The organism is Confluentibacter sediminis, from assembly GCF_003258355.1.
Classification (GTDB): domain Bacteria; phylum Bacteroidota; class Bacteroidia; order Flavobacteriales; family Flavobacteriaceae; genus Confluentibacter; species Confluentibacter sediminis.
Genome location: NZ_QKPO01000003.1, coordinates 180,408 through 197,988 on the forward strand (window position 1 = coordinate 180,408; position 17,581 = coordinate 197,988).

The window sequence follows — 17,581 nt, forward strand, 5'->3', positions numbered from 1 at the left end:
TTACACTCTTTTTAGAGCTGTCATAATTGGAGGTGGGTTTTACTTTGGTTTCAGACAGATGCTTACATCCATTATTCTTTTAGAATTAAAACAAAAATCCTCCCAATTACTAGGAGGATTTTATACCAAAAGCTAAATTCAATAACAATAAAGTTATCGATAACTCATTAATATTAATGAGTTATATTTTTAATTTTTGATTATATTATTTTCTATTTTTTTATGAATATATTGGTATAGTACCATTTACCATCTGTTGCTTTTTCTGCCGAAATGTCAAAATTGGTAAAGTCACCTTCAATATTTGCTTTATGTCCTTCACTTTTTAACCAAGCGTTCACTAAAGACTGTGCCGATGTATAACCGTAAGCTACATTTTCGGATACCTTTACGGCCCCTGCGTTCTTTTTTAAGAAATTACTTCTATCATAAAAATAATCGTGAGATACTTCCTGTGCTTCAACCATATAATCTGTATGGCTAAATGCTTGGGATTTTATTAAATCCATATTTTGTAACGGATTTAAACCTACCGATAATCTATGATCATTGATAAGTTCTAGAATTTCTAATTCGAATGATGTCGTTGCTGGAATTACAAGATCTGCGGTAATTAAATCCGATTTATCATCCATGCTGTCTGTTGAACAAGAGTAGCTCAATACAGCAAACAATGCCACTAATGGCAGTTTATTTAATAACTTCATAGGTTAAGTATTTAGATTTGGTACTATAAATTTACCACCCTAACCATGAAGTGAATGTTAAAAAAATGTTAAAATCGATTAAAAACAATCATTTAATCGTTACATAGTGCATTTAATCGATGAAATGATTAAAAATAAAATAAAAAATGGTATTACAGCGATATTTTATGGAGATAATCGATTTATTAACCAGTTGTAATCCACTTGAAGTCTATATCTAATTCTATCATGGAGCCTATTGGGTCTCCCTTGCCAAAACTCCATTTCAATAGGTTTGATAATATATCCTCCCCAATTTTTTGGTCTTGGAATCTCTTTCCCTTCATAGTCACTTTCAAGACGTATCAATTGTTCTTCAAGGACTTCCCTACTTTCGACAACTTGACTTTGCTTTGAGACCAAAGCCCCTAATTGACTGCCTCTTGGCCTTGATTCAAAATAGCCATCGCTTAAATTTTCCGCTATTTTTTCTGCTTGTCCCTTAATGATAATTTGTCTTTCAGCATCTTGCCAAAAAAAAGATAAACAAACATTTGGGTTTGCTTCTATTGCCTTACCTTTTTCGCTATCATAATTTGTGTAAAAGATAAAACCTTCATATGTGTATTTTTTAAGTAGTACGACTCTGCTTTTTGGATAACCATCCAAACCAATTGTAGAAACGGTCATGGCATTAGTTTCCCCTGCAAAAAAATCATCCACTTCGTGAAACCATTTTTTAAATAATTCCATTGGGTTTTCTGGCACATTACTTTCCAGTAATTCATGCTTTTCATAAGATTTTCGGTAATGGCTTAAATCACTATTCATATATACAAAATAACAAAAATTTAAATTCTAAAATTAAATTTTTATGACAATAAAAAACTCACTAATTTAACCAACTCTAAGAATTGTATTTATGAAATTTGAAGAATCCAAATATTTCAACCCTATAAAAACACCTAAACTAGAAATGTCTTTTGGAAATTTTTACTTCTGTGAAAATTTTTTTGTTGCTGAAGTACATGAAGGCATTCATTTTGATTGGGAAATGATAAAAAAAGTCATGGATAATCTAGTTGATTTTTATGGTAAAGGCATCAAATTGGGCTACATATCAAATAGAATAAACTCTTATTCTATAAATCCTCAAACGTGGTTCAAAGTAGATACTGAATATGATGTTATTATTGCCAGTGCTGTCGTTACTTATAACAATATGGCTTTTATGAATGCCACACTTGAAAAGAAATTTTATAAAAAAAGCCTGAAAAGATGTCTTTCTTTGGATGAAGCAGTTGATTGGATACTAAACATTAAAGAAATGAATTAAAATTCAAACACTTTTCCGTCCTCACACAATTCAACATTCTCAAATATTTCTTGCGCCTCTTCCTTAAAAGCATTTAAACCATCATAGCGTGTTGAATAATGCCCAAGCAACAAAATCCCCGCTTTAGCTTTTTTAGCGATTCTAGCAGCTTCTTTTGCGGTTGAATGCTTTGTTTTTGGAGCGAGGTCTGCATGCTTTTCTAAAAAGGTCGACTCATGATACAATACATCAACCTTATTAATTATGGGAACAATGTCTTCTTTATACATAGTGTCACTACAAAATGCATAACTTTTTGGCTTAGCCCCGGGCAGGGTAACGGTTTTGTTTTTTATAAGTTCACCTTTTTCATTAACAACATCAAAGCCCTGTTTAAGTTTTCTATAATAAGCTAAATCTATATGAGCTTCTTCAACCGCATCAATATCTAATCTAAGATCACCTTCTTTTTCTTTAAAAAGAAACCCATTGGTATAAACTCTATGATTTAGAGGAATCGTATACACTTCAACACTCTCGTCATCAAAAATTAACTCTGAGGTATTTGATTTTAGTTCATGGAAAATTAAATTGTAGTTCGTCCATGAATCTGCTAGTTTCATTTGAAGTGTTACAATTTCCTTAATGCCTTCCGGACCATAAATATGCAAATCTGCTTCTCGTGTTAATAATCTGAAGGTAGAAATTAAACCAACCAATCCAAAAAAATGATCGCCATGTAAATGAGAAATAAAAACATGCTTAATGCGATTGAATTTTATTTTATTTTTTCTTAAATGAATTTGAGTCCCTTCTCCACAGTCTATTAAAAACATGTGGTTGTTTATTTCCAATACTTGCGATGTGGTATTTGTAAGAGCTCTTGGGGTGGCACTGTAACAACCCAGAATGGTTAACTTCATGTATGATGAATATTGTTAAGCTATTAAGTTGCATTGGCCTAACGACAAACAACTTAACAAACAAATCTTTATAATTCTAAATCACGTTCCATATCTTCCATCTCTATAATATCATATGCTTCTTGAACTGTTGGAACTACTATAATTTCTTCTGGAACAGTTTCTAAATCAATTTTATCTGAAACAATTACAAAAGAATGCTTTGCTGCCCTGTGATTATTGGATAGTTCTAGAAACTCAAGAATATCTTCAATCGTTAACATGCTTAGAACTGATAAAACAATGATAACGTTATTATTCTTAAATTTAGGATATAAGCTTTGAATCTTTTTTACTAATTCTATTATAGTTGCTTTCTCTTGCGTGATTATTGAAATATGTCCGTCCTGATCTAAAATCATAATTTATTGTTTAATTTTTGAGGCTAATAAATATATCACAGCCATTCTAATAGCGACCCCATTTTGCACCTGATTTAGGATAATAGATTGTTTTGAGTCTGCCACATCACTGGTAATCTCTACACCTCTATTTATAGGCCCAGGGTGCATGATAACAATCTCTTTATTTAAAGAATCTAAAAGTTCTTTATGGACCCCAAATTGTTGGGTATATTCTCTGGTTGAAGGAAAATAATTAATATCCATACGTTCGTTTTGTACACGAAGCATATTTGCTACATCACACCAATTCAAAGCTTTAATTAAATCTGTTTCAACCTTTACTCCAAGCTTGTCAATATATTTAGGTATAAGAGTTTTTGGCCCACAAACCATGACTTGAGCACCTTGAAGTTGCAAAGCGAATATGTTTGATAATGCTACACGACTATGCAAAATATCACCAACTATAACTATTTTTTTACCCTTCACCTCACCTAATGTTTCTCTAATTGAATACGAATCCAATAAGGCTTGTGTTGGATGTTCATGTGCACCATCACCAGCATTTATAATACTCGCCTTAACATGCTTTGACAGAAATACACCTGCTCCTGGGTTTGGATGGCGCATGACTACCATATCTACTTTCATCGATAAGATATTATTTACGGTATCTATAAGTGTTTCTCCTTTTTTAACCGAGGATTGGGATGACGAAAAATTAAGTACATCGGCAGATAATCTTTTTTCGGCTAATTCAAAAGATAATTTGGTTCTGGTGGAGTTTTCAAAGAATAAATTAGCAATGGTAATATCTCTTAGCGAAGGTACTTTTTTAATGGGTCTGTTTATAACTTCCTTAAAATGATCGGCTGTTTCAAAAATGAGTTGAATATCTTCTTTATTAAGATACTTAATCCCCAATAAGTGGTTTACACTTAATTCGCTCATAGGTATTGGTTATTTTTCAATTAAGTACACAGAGTCTTCGTTTTCATTTTCCAACCAATGCACTTTTACTTTTTCATTATTAATAACATCTACTTGTCTGCCTCTATAGTCAGGCTGAATGGGCAAATGTCTACTAAAGCGTCTATCAATTAATGTTAATAGCTCAATTTGTTTTGGCCTTCCAAAGGATTGTATGGCCGTAAGTGCAGAACGAATACTTCTGCCTGTATATAAAACATCATCAATAAAAACCACATTTTTATCTTCTACTATAAAATTGATTTCAGTTTTATTGGCTTCTAAAGGCTTATCACCTCTTCTAAAATCATCTCTATAAAACGTAATGTCTAAATGACCCAATTGGATATTTTTAACTTTATAATCTTCTCTTAATATTTTTGCTATTCTATTGGCTAAAAAAACACCCCGTGGCTGCAAACCAATTAAAACGGTATTGGAAAAATCATTATGTTTTTCAATAAGTTGACAAGCCAATCGATGAAGAATGATGTTTACCTCTTTTGCGTTAAGTAAAACTTTTTGACTCATATGCTGTCCAAACGTATCTGGAGTACAAAGGTAATGTAAAATTTTAAAATTTTTACTTTAAAATTAAAAAGCCTCCAATTTCTTGAAGGCTTTAAAGTCACAACCTCATAAAATCAACTAACTAATCCAAAAAAAATATTATTAATTATTTTAATCCATTATTTGCTTTATGTTCATTTTAAAAATAACACACTGACTCATTTTTCGATTCAAGGCTCCCAAATAAACTGTAAAAACACATTGTATTTTTCATCAGTTATACGTTGCAAATCGCCCCCATTAGCATCAATACTCCAAATATCATATTGTGTATCAGTACTGCCAGAAGGATGACCATGAAATGCAATTCGGGCACCATTAGCATAATATATGGGACTCCCATTTCCTTGAGGTTCAGGAAAAATTAATGATGGTGATCCTCCCCCATCAATATAAACCCTATAAATTCCATTAGTATGTGTTGCGGAACTACCGCTTTGTTTGTGCCAGTTGAAAATTATATCTTTTGAATCTGGAGACCAGTCGAATCCTGCAAGATCATTTCCTTCAATTTGAACTAGAAATTGAGCAGGACCTCCTTCACTAGGTATGATGGCTAAATGATCAATGCTCCCTGCATATGTCCCATTGGCATTAAATGTTTCCTTACCATGTTTAAAAGCTATCCATTTACCATCGGGAGAAATCTTTGGTTCCTCTGAAAACACTCCAAACGATGAAATAAAGACCTTTTCTGCTGTTTCTATATTAACTCGTGCGATTTCATAAGAACGAGGATCCTCTGGTTGGGCAGGATAACTTACGTATTGAGAAAAATAAACGTATTGGTCATTCGGGCCAAACGTTGGACTGTATATGTGTAGCCCTTCTGCCAATTTTTTGCTTTCTGATCCATCACAGGCATCCATCCAAATGGAAAAATTATTCCCTGAATCAGAATAATCTTCTCTCAAAAACCAATTTCCATTTTTGGAAATATCAGTGATCCAATTTTGAGACGATGGATTGTTTGTTTTTCTTGTGTCTGTACCCAATCCAATAGCCGTCACGGCAGGACTATCCCAATTGTTATTTCTAAAAAAAAGCAATGGCTCATCAAAACATTTGGAAATACCCGATGGTTCAGTAATTTCGAATGTTATGCTATCTTCTCCTAAAGAATTTCCAGTATGTTTATCCAATACTTTTACTGTGATGGTTTCTTCACCCGCTGTTACTCCTCGCACGACTACGAAAGGCATCGTAGTTTGCATTTGCCCTTCTTTTACTTGATCATCAACAACTAGTGCTCCCCTGCCTTCACCAAGAGACCACTCGTAAATTAGGTTAAAGCTATCTGCTACATCCATTACCTCTGCATTAAAACGAGCGGATGCATTAATGGATAAGCTTCCACCAGGTTCTACTGTAGGCGATGAAAGTTTTACCTTGCCCTGATGGTTATCTTCAGTACTACAACTTAAGACGTAAATACTAATAAGAAATAGCCCCGCCCATTTTCTTTTAAAGACATTCAACATTTTTATCATATTTTATGAAATTTTGGTTAATATTACCAAAACATCGACTTACATTAAAAATGTCATCAAAAACAGGCTAAACAAATCTATTTGAAATAAAAAAGCCTCCAATTTCTTGAAGGCTTTCGTTTTTTAATGGACTCCTGTCTATACAGGAAATCGAAGATTCGACAAAGTCAATGACAAAAAAATTATTTTTTTGCTTTTTTGGCAGGTTTGCCATCCATTTTATCTTTGAGAGCTTGTAAAGCTTCATTAGCATCACCTATAGTTGGTTTTGCTTCTGCTGCTTGAGCTTCTGCTTTTTTAACAGCTGCTTTTACGTTTGCTACTTCTTCTGCTTTAAATACAGCAGTATGAGATGCTACAACACGTTTAAACTCTTTATTGAACTCAATGATCTTAAATTCGGCTGTATCACCTTGTTTAAGTTTGCTGCCGTCTTCTTTTTCTAAGTGACGGGTAGGTACAAAAGCAACGATATCTTCGTTAAACTCTACAGTAGCACCTTTATCAACGATTTCAGTAATTTGAGCCGTATGAACAGTTTCTAAAGCGAAATCTGTTTCGTATTCATCCCAAGGATTTACAGTTGTTTGTTTGTGACCTAAACTTAATTTACGTCCTTCAACATCTAACTCTAATACAATCACATCTAATTTATCGCCAACAGCACAGAATTCACTTGGATGTTTAATTTTCTTAGTCCAAGATAAATCGGAAATGTAAATCAATCCATCAATACCTTCTTCTAATTCAACAAAAACACCAAAGTTTGTAAAGTTACGAACGGTTCCAACATGTTTAGAACCTAATGGATATTTACTAGTAATATCTGTCCAAGGATCAGACGTTAATTGTTTGATACCTAACGACATTTTACGCTCTTCTCTATCCAAAGTTAAGATAACTGCCTCAACTTCATCTCCAACAGAAACGAAATCTTGTGCAGAACGTAAATGAGTAGACCATGACATTTCAGAAACGTGGATTAAACCTTCAACACCATCAGCTACTTCAATAAATGCACCGTAATCTGCAATAACAACAACTTTTCCTTTTACTTTATCACCTACAGTAACCGTATCTGCTAAGGCTTCCCATGGGTGTTTAGATAATTGTTTAAGACCTAATTGGATTCTTGATTTGTTTTCATCAAAATCAAGGATTACCACATTAAGTTTTTGGTCTAATTCTACAATTTCGTTTGGATGATTGATTCGAGACCAAGATAAATCTGTGATATGGATTAAGCCATCAACACCACCTAGATCAATAAAGACACCGTAAGATGTGATATTTTTAACAATACCTTCTAATACTTGACCTTTTTCTAATTGACCAATGATTTCTTTTTTCTGTACTTCAATATCAGCTTCAATAAGTGCTTTATGAGATACAACTACGTTTTTGAATTCGTGGTTGATTTTCACAACTTTAAACTCCATAGTTTTATTTACATATTGATCGTAATCTCTAATTGGTTTTACATCAATTTGAGAACCTGGTAAGAAGGCTTCGATGCCAAAAACATCTACAATCATACCACCTTTAGTTCTGCATTTAACAAAACCATTAACGATTTCACCTGAATCATGCGCTGCATTAACACGATCCCATGCTTTAATAACACGTGCTTTTCTGTGAGATAATACTAATTGTCCTGTGGCATCTTCACGAACATCAATTAATACTTCTACTTTGTCCCCAACTTTTAAGTTTGGATTGTAGCGAAACTCATTTAAAGAGATAACACCTTCAGATTTTGCATTGATATCAATAATAGCATCTCTATCAGAAATGTGTACTACAGTACCAATGACAACTTCATCATTAAGTGTGTCAACAAAGTTTTCTGCTACTAATTTTTCAAATTCTTTTAATTGTTTGTCATCAACTTCATCAATACCTTCTTGGTAATTGTGCCAGTTAAAGTTTGCTAAGAATTTTTCAGGATTTGCTTGAGCTTCAGATACTACTGGAGCTTCTGCTGTTGCTGCATTTACTGCTTCAACTTCAGCTTGATTTGCTTTTTCAGCCATTTAAAAATAAGAAGTAATATAAATAATCTCCGTATTAAAGGAGGCCTTATTATATTACGTTTTGTATTCTGTATGCTTCGGAAGATTTAAGCAATTTACACACAGAAGTGTTATAAATATTTTAGTCTCATTCCTTTTCTCTTTCCGTTGAATTGCCAAAAGGAGTGCAAAAATACACAATTTGAATGATTTAGCCTAATATGAAAAATATTTTTATGTAAGAATATTTGTGATAATTTAATTTGAAAATTTATAAATGGTTAGTATATTTAATGAAAATAATTTAAAACAAAATTATGACAGCAAAAGAAAAATATCAACCAGTACTTGATTTAGGGAAAGCCTTAGATATTAAAGATGGCGATGTTATTGAAGAAAATGGCATTTTGAAAGTTAAAGGTACCGCTAAAACCCAATATGAAAAAAACCTGCTTTGGGATAAAATTAAAGAAATAGGAGGCCAAAATCCTTCTGATATCATGGCTAACATAAAAGTAGCCGATGAAAGTGTGTATCATAGACATACCGTAAAAAGTGGAGAAACTCTAAGTAAAATTGCTAAACAGTATTATGATAGTCCTTCTAAATATCAAGTGATATTCAAAGCAAATTCAGATATTCTTAAAAATCCTGATTTAATCCACCCTGGACAGGAATTGATTATTCCAAACTTATAAATTCAAAAAGAGGTTTACACCTCTTTTTTTATGCGTTCTCTTCTAATGCGTTATTAGCTAACTCTAAAATAAGATTGAATTGTTCTTCCAAAGACAGGTTTGAGTTGTCAATTTCAATGGCATCATCAGCTTTAATCAAAGGAGAATCCTCTCTGTGTGAATCTATATAATCACGCTCTTGAACATTTTTTAAAACAGCATCATACGAAACCGTGTCACCTTTTTCGGTAAGTTCTTCAAAACGTCTTTCGGCTCTGGTTTCTGCGGAAGCCGTCATAAATAATTTTAGCTCTGCGTCCGGAAAAACGACCGTTCCAATGTCTCTGCCATCCATAACAACACCTTTTCCTTTCCCCAGTTTTTGTTGTTGTTTAACCAATAGTTTCCTAACTTCAGAAACCTCCGCAACCTTGCTTACAAAATTGGAAACTTCTAAAGTCCGTATCTCTTTTTCAATATTTTCATCATTCAAATACACTTCAGCAAAACCAACCTCTTTATTAAAAATAAAACTGATATGGATATCATCTAAATGAGAAACTAAAGAATCAACATCAAATTTTTCTTTATTAATAATATTCTGTTTCATAGCAAACCAAGTGACCGCCCGATACATAGCACCAGAATCTATATAAGCATACCCTAAATATTTAGCCAATTGCTTGGCTACGGTACTTTTTCCGGTAGATGAAAATCCGTCTATGGCTATGGTTATTTTGTTCATTGGTTATGGATTGTTGTTGGTTAAACAAAATTAACTTTTAAACTTTTAACTTTTAACTTATTTATCGTAAATCTATATTAAAACGACAACAAGTATATTTTATCTTAAAACAAAAAAACCTCGACGAAATCGAGGTTTTAAAAAAATATCATTAATTTTTATAATGTCTTAGCGTTTGTAACTTTTTGATTTGTTATTGCCAATTTAATGACATCACTCATATCTGTCACATAATGAAACGTTAATCCTTTTAAATAATCGGCTTTAATCTCTTCAATATCGCGTCTGTTTTCTTCACATAAAATAATCTCTTTTATACGAGCTCGTTTTGCAGCCAATATTTTCTCTTTAATACCACCAACAGGTAATACTTTTCCACGAAGTGTGATTTCCCCTGTCATTGCCAAGCTTTTCTTCACTTTTCTTTGAGTAAATAAGGATACTAAGGAGGTTAACATAGTAATACCGGCACTCGGACCATCTTTTGGGGTAGCACCTTCCGGTACGTGAATGTGCACATTGTAATTTTCAAATACGGAAGATTCAATACCAAATACATCGGCATTTGATTTAATATATTCCATAGCAATGGTAGCCGATTCTTTCATGACAGTACCAAGGTTTCCTGTAATAGTCATCGTCCCCTTCCCTTTTGAAAGGATGGATTCTATAAACAATATATCACCTCCTACACTCGTCCAAGCTAAACCAGTCACCACACCCGCTACATTATTGTTTTCATATTTATCGCGTTCCATTTTAGGTCCGCCTAATACTTCAATAATATCTTCGTTAGAAATTTTAATATTATACTCTTCTTCCATAGCAATATTCTTGGCAGCATAACGTACCATTTTTGCTATTTGTTTTTCTAATCCTCTAACACCAGATTCACGAGTGTAACCCTCAACGATTTTTTCTAATTGCGGTTTTGCAATCTTTAAATGTGCATCTGTTAAACCGTGCTCTTTTAATTGTTTTGGCAATAAATGACGTCTTGCTATTTCAACCTTTTCTTCAATAGTATAGCCAGTCACATTGATGATTTCCATCCTATCCCTTAATGCAGGCTGAATGGTTGATAAATTATTGGATGTTGCTATAAACATCACCTTAGAAAGGTCGTAACCCATTTCTAAAAAATTATCATAAAACTCATTATTCTGTTCCGGGTCTAACACTTCCAACATCGCAGAAGATGGATCGCCTTGATGAGAATTAGATAGTTTATCAATTTCATCTAAAACAAATACCGGATTTGATGTCCCCGCTTTTTTCAAACTTTGAATAATACGTCCTGGCATAGCTCCTATATAAGTTTTTCTATGTCCTCGAATTTCTGCTTCATCCCGCAAACCACCTAATGAAATACGCACATATTCCCTACCCAATGCTTCAGCTATAGATTTTCCTAAAGACGTTTTACCAACTCCAGGAGGGCCATACAGACACAAAATCGGCGATTTCATATCGTTACGCAATTTTAAAACCGCTAAGTATTCTATAATTCTGCGTTTAACATCTTCTAGTCCAAAATGATCTCTGTCTAGAATTCGCATGGCACGTTTTAAATCGAATTTATCTTTACTGAATTCATTCCAAGGTAAATCCAAAAACAAGTCTAAATAATTTCTTTGGATAGAATATTCAGCCACTTGCGGATTCATGCGTTGCATTTTAGCCAATTCTTTTTCAAAATGTTTGGCCACCTTTTCATCCCATTTTTTATTCTCAGAGCGCAATTTCATCTCTTCAATTTCCTCATCATGACTAACGCCACCCAATTCTTCTTGAATGGTTTTCATTTGTTGATGCAAGAAATATTCACGTTGCTGTTGGCTCATATCCATTTGAACTCTAGACTGAATATCATTCTTAAGTTCTAATTTTTGAAACTCAACATTCATAAATTTAAGTGTAGCCATAGCACGCTTCTTCAAATCATCAATCTCTAAAAGCTTTTGCTTTTCAGCAACCGATAAATTCATGTTTGATGATACAAAATTCACTAAAAACGAATTGCTCTCTATGTTTTTAATAGCAAAAGAGGCTTCACTTGGAATGTTTGGGCTTTCTTTAATTATTTGAAGTGCCAATTCTTTTATAGAATCTATAATAGCATAAAATTCCTTGTTTGAAGTCGCTGGTTTGGCTTCTGGTAATTCGCGAATCGTGGCATTCATATACGGCTCTTCCGTAATAACTTCAGCAACTTTAAAACGCTTTTTACCTTGAATAATAACGGTAACATTCCCATCGGGCATTTTTAAAACACGTAAAATTTTGGCAACCGTACCTGTTTCGTAAATATCTTTAACTGAAGGATCTTCTAAAGATTCATCTTTTTGAGACACCACACCAATAACTTTATTGCCCTTATTAGCATCATTGATAAGGCGAATAGATTTATCGCGGCCAGCAGTTATAGGAATCACCACACCTGGAAACAGAACCGTATTTCTTAAAGAGAGAATTGGTAATGTTTCTGGTAGTTTTTCGTTATTTATTTCTTCTTCATCTTCAGGAGTCATTAAGGGAATTAATTCTGAGTTTTCATCGAATTCCTGCAATGACAAACTGTCAAGACTTATAAAATTAGATTTTTTCATAGATATATTTAAGTCAATCTGTCATTAAAAACAAACCGAACTATTTATAATGTTGATTATTAAAAACAATAAAAGTATTAATTATCAGAAAGTTACAATAATAATAAGGCTTTTATTATTATTATAAATTCAATAGTTGTGCCATAATAGAGAATTACATCTTCCCTGTTTTCTTCAAAATAAATAATAACACAATAGGAATCGCCAATAAACCAATCATCAATAAATTGGTTTGAAATAACCAAGGCGATAATAATAATGTAATGGCATAACCGCCGATAGCACCACCAAAATGGGCATCGTGACCAATATTGCCAACCCTATTTTTCATACCATAAATGGAATATAATAAGTAGCCAATCCCAAAAATATAGGCAGGAATTGGAATAGGGATGAAAAACATCATTAATTCCATATCAGGTTTTAATAAAATAGCAGAATATAGAATACCTGTAACAGCACCACTGGCACCAACAGCACTATAATAATATTCGTTTTTATGAAAGTAAAGAGACAATAAGCTACCAAACAGCAAACTTGCAGCATAAATAATAACAAAATTAAATGACCCTAAATATCCAATAACAACATTGGCGAAAAAGTACAATGTCAACATATTAAAAAGTAAATGCTGTGTATCGACATGTAAAAAACCAGAGCTAAATAGCCTTATCTTTTCTCCTCTTTGTATAGGACCTACTTGAAATTTATATTTTTCAAAAAAAGAAAAATCTCCGTATCCTTTATAGGAAATGATAACGTTAGCAGCTATAATTACAATAGTCATGATATTTAAATCACCCATAGGTATAAATGTTTAAATTCTAAATGGTATATATTTGCAAATCTAAAATTAATTCATGCAATTTCTAGTTTATATTTTAGTTTATCCCCTTTTGTGGCTTATTTCCATATTGCCGTTTCGATTGTTGTATTTCGTTTCAGACTGTGTATATGTGTTAGTTTACTATATTATTGGTTATAGAAAGAAAACCGTTTACAACAATTTAAAGTTGGTTTTTCCTGAAAAATCCGAGAATGACATCAAAATTATTACTAAAGCATTTTACCACCATTTATGTGACATGTTTTTGGAAATGGCGAAAACCATGACCATTTCTGAGACTGAACTCAAGAAACGTTTTAAAGTTACCAATCCACAAGAGTTTAAACGATTGGAAGCTTTAAATAAAAGTATCATTTTAATTTTCGGGCATTATGCCAGTTGGGAATGGTCTATAGTTTTGCAAAATTATATTAATTTTAAAGGTTTGGCTGTTTATAAACCCTTAGCCAACAAACATTTTGATAAATTGGTAAAAAATATTCGTTCTAAATTTAATACCGATTTAATAAGTACCAAAGAAACCATTAATGTTATTAATAATAATGAAATTAACGGTATTAAAAGCATTACGGGCTTTTTAAGTGACCAATCGCCACGACTGACGAAAGATGTGTATTGGGGTGACTTTATGGGCATAAAATCGCCTTGTTTTACTGGTGCAGAACGATTGGCTAAAAAATTAGATTTAACGACTGCTTATCTCAAAGTAACCAAAGTGAAACGGGGATTTTATGAAGCAGAAATTATGACACTAGCCGAAAATCCTAAAGATTATAAAGACTACCAATTGACCGATATGTTTTTGCGTGAGGTAGAAAAGCAAATTTATGAAGCTCCCGAATATTATTTTTGGACGCATAAACGTTGGAAGCATCGGAAGAAGAGTGAAAAAGTGAAAAACAGTTGATTAGTTCATAAATTCAATTTTTTCTCCTTTTGAAATGAAAACAAGGGCATCAAAATGCTTAAACCAATTTGTTTTATTCTTTTTAAGATTAAACATACCATGATATTCTTTTTCTGCAAATTCTGGGTTATCAATAATTAATTGTTTTGCATCAATAAAATAATTGTTCTTTGTTGAAGGCAAAAAATGGAGCAAATTTTCTTTGTCATTACTGGCTTTTTCAATACCGCTTCTATATGGCATATATATTGAAGAAACAGCGATATGATATGAAATGTCAGGATTTAGCTTTACAAATTGCCCACCCATTGTTTGTCCTTTCATAAAGTCGTATTCATATTTTGCCATATGGGCATTTGCCAACCAAACTATAAACTTTTTGCCAGGCATAGTTTTAACTAAAAAGTCTAGGTTCTTTGCCATTTGAGCATCTCTAATGGCTATTCCTCTGATATCATTTTTTGCAGTATACATTGGAATAGTGGTTTTTAAACTTTTCAAAATTTGAAACCAAATTGGGCTGGATCGTATTTTTAAATCATTTAAAAACGTATCAATCGTTTCTGTTAAATATTTTAAATCCTTTTTATTTATTTTTCCCTTAAGCGTAAACCTACTTTTAACTACTAAATCAGACAGTTGTATGAACTTAGCGTCATGTTCAATTTTATTTTCATTTAAAAATTCATCTAATTTTTTTGAAAAATTGTAATTGGCATAGGGAGAAAACAGTTGATTATCAAAGCCCCAAATGGTGACATTATTTTGTTCTAAAAAGCTAAAGAGTTCTTGGCATTGTACCGAATGAGACCAAACACTCAAAATATTCTTTTTATCATGTTCAAAAAATAATCCAAAAAAATCACTTTCAAAAGCAATGTCCTTATATCCCTTTTCAAGTACTAAATACTTAATAAATTCTGTTTTAACTAAAAATTCTGAACCGATGTGATGTTCAGATTCACCTAGAAAAACGACCCTTTTATCAATTAGATTTTTATTTATTATATCTTTAACAGGTTCCGTCAGTAAATTACCTAATGCATTTAAGTCATGGACATTTTTCTCAACTTGAGCTAAAATAGAATGTAGTCCAAAAATTATAAAAACGATAGAGATTACTCTTTTCATACTTTCTGATTGGCGAAATGAATTACAAATAAGCTTAAAATAATTGTAATCAAGAATGGTTTTATCAATTAATTAACCTTTTACCAATTTTTAAGGTATGACTTTATAAACTCAAAATCACAAGAATAAGAATATACGTTAATCTTTCCATCACTTTAAATGCATGGAAGCAATCGGTTTACTATGAGTTCCTTATTATAATATGACTTCAGTCATTCATTCCTTGTAATAACGTTATAGTTTCGCAATCGCCCCTATCTCGTCAATAAATTTATCCGCCAAATTATCTGCCTCTTGTTGCGATTTGGCCTCCGTATAAATTCTAATAATAGGTTCGGTATTACTTTTACGCAAATGCACCCAGCTGTCAGCAAAATCTATTTTAACGCCATCAATCGTGGTTAATTGCTCATTTTGATAGCGGTTTTCCATAGTTTTTAAAATTCCATCGACATCTAAGCCCGGTGTCAATTCAATTTTCTTTTTGCTCATAAAATAGTTAGGATAGGTTTTTCTAAGCTCACTGACTCGCATTCTTTTATCAGCCAATAAACTTAAAAATAGTGCAATACCAACCAAGGCATCACGTCCATAATGGGATTCTGGATAAATAATGCCGCCATTACCTTCGCCACCTATAACGACTTTGTTTTTCTTCATTAAACTTACCACATTGACTTCCCCTACCGCACTGGCTTCATATTTGCCACCATGCTTTTCGGTCACATCTCGTAAGGCTCTGGTCGAACTCATATTACTTACGGTGTTTCCAGGTGTTCTGCTCAACACATAATCGGCACAGGCCACTAAGGTATATTCTTCCCCGAACATCTCGCCGTTTTCATCCATAAATGCCAAACGGTCTACATCTGGGTCGACCACAATACCTAAATCGGCACCTGTCTCCACCACTTTTTTAGATAAATCGGTCAAATGTTCTTTAAGGGGCTCTGGGTTATGTGGGAACTGTCCATTTGGTTCACAGTAAAGTTTTATGACATCTACACCCAAACGTTCCAAAAGTAACGGAATAACAATCCCTCCCGTGGAATTCACACCATCGACTACCACTTTAAACTTGGCTTCTTCAATAGCTGGCATGTCAACCAAATCCAAATCCAAAACCTCAATGATATGTAAATCAAAATAAGCTTTATTCTTTGTTATTTTTCCTAAACTATCCACATCAGAAAAATTAAGATCGTCACTTTCGGCTATTTCTAAAATTTTGGCTCCTTCAACGGCATCCAAAAACTCACCATCGTTGTTCAATAGTTTTAGGGCGTTCCATTGTTTGGGGTTATGGCTCGCCGTTAAAATAATCCCGCCATCGGCATGTTCCATCGGCACAGCCATTTCTACGGTTGGCGTGGTGGATAATCCTAGGTCGATCACATGGATACCAAGTCCTACCAAGGTGTTCATCACTAAATTTTGAATCATCTCCCCAGAAATCCGAGCATCACGGCCCACAACAACCCTATAATCTTCTTTTTGGCGTTGTTGCTTGATCCAAACCCCATACGCTGCTGCAAATTTAACGGCATCTATTGGTGTTAAGTTATCGCCAACCTGTCCGCCAATAGTCCCCCTGATTCCTGAAATTGATTTTATAAGTGTCATATTTTAATTTAGTTTTTTAACAAATATAATAGTTATAAATTGGAAATGTAAAATCGTAATTTGTAAATTACACCAATGAATTTTCTAGCACACATTTATCTCTCTGGAGACAACGAACTAATTACTATAGGCAATTTTATAGCTGATGGCATTAAGGGTAATGATTACAAGACATTTAGCAATGATTTTCAAGTAGGTATCATGCTTCACAGACATATTGACACCTTTACTGATGCTCATGAAACAGTTAGAAAAAGCACCAAGCGATTACATGAAAAGTACGGACATTATTCTGGAGTTATAGTAGATATTTTATATGACCATTTTTTGGCAAAAAACTGGAATTTATATTGCCATATCCCTTTAGTTGAGTATGTGGATAATTTTTATACTTCTTTAGAAGTACATTATGATTTACTCCCCTTGAGAATAAAAAAAATGATGCCTTATATGATAGCGGATAATTGGCTTTTAAGTTATGCTTCTATTGAGGGTATTGCTAAGGTTTTAGATGGTATGAACAGACGTACCAAAAACCGTTCCGGCATGAATGAGGCTGTTCAAGAATTAGAAGTTTTTTATATGGAGTTTGAATCCGAATTTACTCATTTTTTTGAAGAACTTATTGTTTTTTCAAAACAAAAACTAAATGAATTGACTAAAAAATGGGTTCGATAGAATTCTAATTTTAAGG

The 17,581-nt window shown here is 33.0% G+C and carries 17 protein-coding genes; 4 read left to right on the plus strand and 13 right to left on the minus strand.

Going from position 1 to position 17,581, the window contains the following annotated elements:
• Positions 1 to 212 precede the first annotated feature (212 nt).
• Positions 213 to 707, minus strand: a complete 495-nt coding sequence (locus DKT72_RS02770; RefSeq protein WP_111307197.1) for a CAP domain-containing protein — start codon at positions 705 to 707, stop codon at positions 213 to 215.
• Positions 708 to 872: 165 nt separating this feature from the next.
• The gene (gene pdxH, locus DKT72_RS02775) at positions 873 to 1,517 is read right to left on the minus strand and encodes a pyridoxamine 5'-phosphate oxidase (protein WP_111307198.1); all 645 of its coding nucleotides are present in this window, start codon (positions 1,515 to 1,517) and stop codon (positions 873 to 875) included.
• 91 nt (positions 1,518 to 1,608) lie between these two features.
• Here pdxH and DKT72_RS02780 point away from each other — a divergent pair, with 91 nt between their 5' ends.
• Positions 1,609 to 2,022 (plus strand): hypothetical protein, encoded by a 414-nt coding sequence (locus tag DKT72_RS02780; RefSeq protein ID WP_111307199.1) that lies wholly within the window; start codon positions 1,609 to 1,611, stop codon positions 2,020 to 2,022.
• Here the strand turns inward: DKT72_RS02780 and DKT72_RS02785 are convergent.
• The 6 genes from DKT72_RS02785 to rpsA form a co-directional block, all read right to left on the minus strand.
• Positions 2,019 to 2,924, minus strand: coding sequence for a ribonuclease Z (locus DKT72_RS02785; protein ID WP_111307200.1), 906 nt, complete (start codon positions 2,922 to 2,924; stop codon positions 2,019 to 2,021). The genes DKT72_RS02780 and DKT72_RS02785 overlap by 4 nt on opposite strands.
• 68 nt (positions 2,925 to 2,992) lie before the next feature.
• Entirely contained in the window at positions 2,993 to 3,325 is a 333-nt protein-coding gene (locus DKT72_RS02790; RefSeq protein ID WP_111307201.1) for a ribonuclease Z, read from the minus strand.
• Positions 3,326 to 3,328: 3 nt separating this feature from the next.
• On the minus strand, positions 3,329 to 4,258 hold the full coding sequence (locus tag DKT72_RS02795) for an aspartate carbamoyltransferase catalytic subunit (RefSeq protein WP_111307202.1): 930 nt from the start codon (positions 4,256 to 4,258) through the stop codon (positions 3,329 to 3,331).
• A 9-nt stretch (positions 4,259 to 4,267) separates the two neighbouring features.
• The gene (gene pyrR / locus DKT72_RS02800) at positions 4,268 to 4,807 is read right to left on the minus strand and encodes a bifunctional pyr operon transcriptional regulator/uracil phosphoribosyltransferase PyrR (RefSeq protein WP_111307203.1); all 540 of its coding nucleotides are present in this window, start codon (positions 4,805 to 4,807) and stop codon (positions 4,268 to 4,270) included.
• A 209-nt stretch (positions 4,808 to 5,016) separates the two neighbouring features.
• Positions 5,017 to 6,327 (minus strand): hypothetical protein, encoded by a 1,311-nt coding sequence (locus DKT72_RS02805; protein ID WP_162623224.1) that lies wholly within the window; start codon positions 6,325 to 6,327, stop codon positions 5,017 to 5,019.
• 191 nt (positions 6,328 to 6,518) lie between these two features.
• Positions 6,519 to 8,369: a 30S ribosomal protein S1 gene (rpsA, locus tag DKT72_RS02810; protein WP_111307205.1), complete on the minus strand. Its 1,851-nt coding sequence runs from the start codon at positions 8,367 to 8,369 to the stop codon at positions 6,519 to 6,521.
• A 296-nt stretch (positions 8,370 to 8,665) separates the two neighbouring features.
• On the opposite strand from rpsA, the gene DKT72_RS02815 reads away from it, so the two are divergent.
• Positions 8,666 to 9,046 carry a LysM peptidoglycan-binding domain-containing protein gene (locus tag DKT72_RS02815; RefSeq protein ID WP_111307206.1) on the plus strand — a complete coding sequence of 127 codons (381 nt, stop codon included), beginning with the start codon at positions 8,666 to 8,668 and terminating at the stop codon, positions 9,044 to 9,046.
• A gap of 28 nt (positions 9,047 to 9,074) precedes the next feature.
• On the opposite strand, the gene cmk is transcribed toward DKT72_RS02815, so the two are convergent.
• The 3 genes from cmk to DKT72_RS02830 form a co-directional block, all read right to left on the minus strand.
• Entirely contained in the window at positions 9,075 to 9,770 is a 696-nt protein-coding gene (gene cmk, locus DKT72_RS02820; protein ID WP_111307207.1) for a (d)CMP kinase, read from the minus strand.
• Positions 9,771 to 9,928: 158 nt separating this feature from the next.
• On the minus strand, positions 9,929 to 12,379 hold the full coding sequence (gene lon, locus DKT72_RS02825) for an endopeptidase La (RefSeq protein ID WP_111307208.1): 2,451 nt from the start codon (positions 12,377 to 12,379) through the stop codon (positions 9,929 to 9,931).
• Between the two features lie 154 nt (positions 12,380 to 12,533).
• Positions 12,534 to 13,184: a rhomboid family intramembrane serine protease gene (locus DKT72_RS02830; protein ID WP_111307209.1), complete on the minus strand. Its 651-nt coding sequence runs from the start codon at positions 13,182 to 13,184 to the stop codon at positions 12,534 to 12,536.
• A 55-nt stretch (positions 13,185 to 13,239) separates the two neighbouring features.
• On the opposite strand from DKT72_RS02830, the gene DKT72_RS02835 reads away from it, so the two are divergent.
• Positions 13,240 to 14,133, plus strand: coding sequence for a lysophospholipid acyltransferase family protein (locus DKT72_RS02835; protein WP_111307210.1), 894 nt, complete (start codon positions 13,240 to 13,242; stop codon positions 14,131 to 14,133).
• On the opposite strand, the gene DKT72_RS02840 is transcribed toward DKT72_RS02835, so the two are convergent.
• Positions 14,134 to 15,264, minus strand: coding sequence for an erythromycin esterase family protein (locus tag DKT72_RS02840; protein ID WP_111307211.1), 1,131 nt, complete (start codon positions 15,262 to 15,264; stop codon positions 14,134 to 14,136). It abuts the gene before it with no gap.
• Positions 15,265 to 15,498: 234 nt separating this feature from the next.
• The gene (glmM, locus tag DKT72_RS02845) at positions 15,499 to 16,887 is read right to left on the minus strand and encodes a phosphoglucosamine mutase (RefSeq protein WP_111307212.1); all 1,389 of its coding nucleotides are present in this window, start codon (positions 16,885 to 16,887) and stop codon (positions 15,499 to 15,501) included.
• Positions 16,888 to 16,962: 75 nt separating this feature from the next.
• On the opposite strand from glmM, the gene DKT72_RS02850 reads away from it, so the two are divergent.
• On the plus strand, positions 16,963 to 17,565 hold the full coding sequence (locus tag DKT72_RS02850) for an acyl carrier protein phosphodiesterase (protein WP_111307213.1): 603 nt from the start codon (positions 16,963 to 16,965) through the stop codon (positions 17,563 to 17,565).
• Positions 17,566 to 17,581: the final 16 nt, after the last annotated feature.

What these genes read in the sequence shown, in the direction of transcription:
- DKT72_RS02835 (WP_111307210.1), top strand. Translation starts at nt 13,240, where the DNA reads ATGCAATTTCTAGTTTATATTTTAGTTTATCCCCTTTTGTGGCTTATT.
- DKT72_RS02830 (WP_111307209.1), bottom strand. Translation starts at nt 13,184, where the DNA reads ATGGGTGATTTAAATATCATGACTATTGTAATTATAGCTGCTAACGTT.
- pyrR (WP_111307203.1), bottom strand. Translation starts at nt 4,807, where the DNA reads ATGAGTCAAAAAGTTTTACTTAACGCAAAAGAGGTAAACATCATTCTT.
- DKT72_RS02850 (WP_111307213.1), top strand. Translation starts at nt 16,963, where the DNA reads ATGAATTTTCTAGCACACATTTATCTCTCTGGAGACAACGAACTAATT.
- DKT72_RS02840 (WP_111307211.1), bottom strand. Translation starts at nt 15,264, where the DNA reads ATGAAAAGAGTAATCTCTATCGTTTTTATAATTTTTGGACTACATTCT.
- DKT72_RS02805 (WP_162623224.1), bottom strand. Translation starts at nt 6,327, where the DNA reads ATGTTGAATGTCTTTAAAAGAAAATGGGCGGGGCTATTTCTTATTAGT.
- cmk (WP_111307207.1), bottom strand. Translation starts at nt 9,770, where the DNA reads ATGAACAAAATAACCATAGCCATAGACGGATTTTCATCTACCGGAAAA.
- DKT72_RS02770 (WP_111307197.1), bottom strand. Translation starts at nt 707, where the DNA reads ATGAAGTTATTAAATAAACTGCCATTAGTGGCATTGTTTGCTGTATTG.
- DKT72_RS02785 (WP_111307200.1), bottom strand. Translation starts at nt 2,924, where the DNA reads ATGAAGTTAACCATTCTGGGTTGTTACAGTGCCACCCCAAGAGCTCTT.
- pdxH (WP_111307198.1), bottom strand. Translation starts at nt 1,517, where the DNA reads ATGAATAGTGATTTAAGCCATTACCGAAAATCTTATGAAAAGCATGAA.
- lon (WP_111307208.1), bottom strand. Translation starts at nt 12,379, where the DNA reads ATGAAAAAATCTAATTTTATAAGTCTTGACAGTTTGTCATTGCAGGAA.
- rpsA (WP_111307205.1), bottom strand. Translation starts at nt 8,369, where the DNA reads ATGGCTGAAAAAGCAAATCAAGCTGAAGTTGAAGCAGTAAATGCAGCA.
- glmM (WP_111307212.1), bottom strand. Translation starts at nt 16,887, where the DNA reads ATGACACTTATAAAATCAATTTCAGGAATCAGGGGGACTATTGGCGGA.
- DKT72_RS02780 (WP_111307199.1), top strand. Translation starts at nt 1,609, where the DNA reads ATGAAATTTGAAGAATCCAAATATTTCAACCCTATAAAAACACCTAAA.
- DKT72_RS02790 (WP_111307201.1), bottom strand. Translation starts at nt 3,325, where the DNA reads ATGATTTTAGATCAGGACGGACATATTTCAATAATCACGCAAGAGAAA.
- DKT72_RS02795 (WP_111307202.1), bottom strand. Translation starts at nt 4,258, where the DNA reads ATGAGCGAATTAAGTGTAAACCACTTATTGGGGATTAAGTATCTTAAT.
- DKT72_RS02815 (WP_111307206.1), top strand. Translation starts at nt 8,666, where the DNA reads ATGACAGCAAAAGAAAAATATCAACCAGTACTTGATTTAGGGAAAGCC.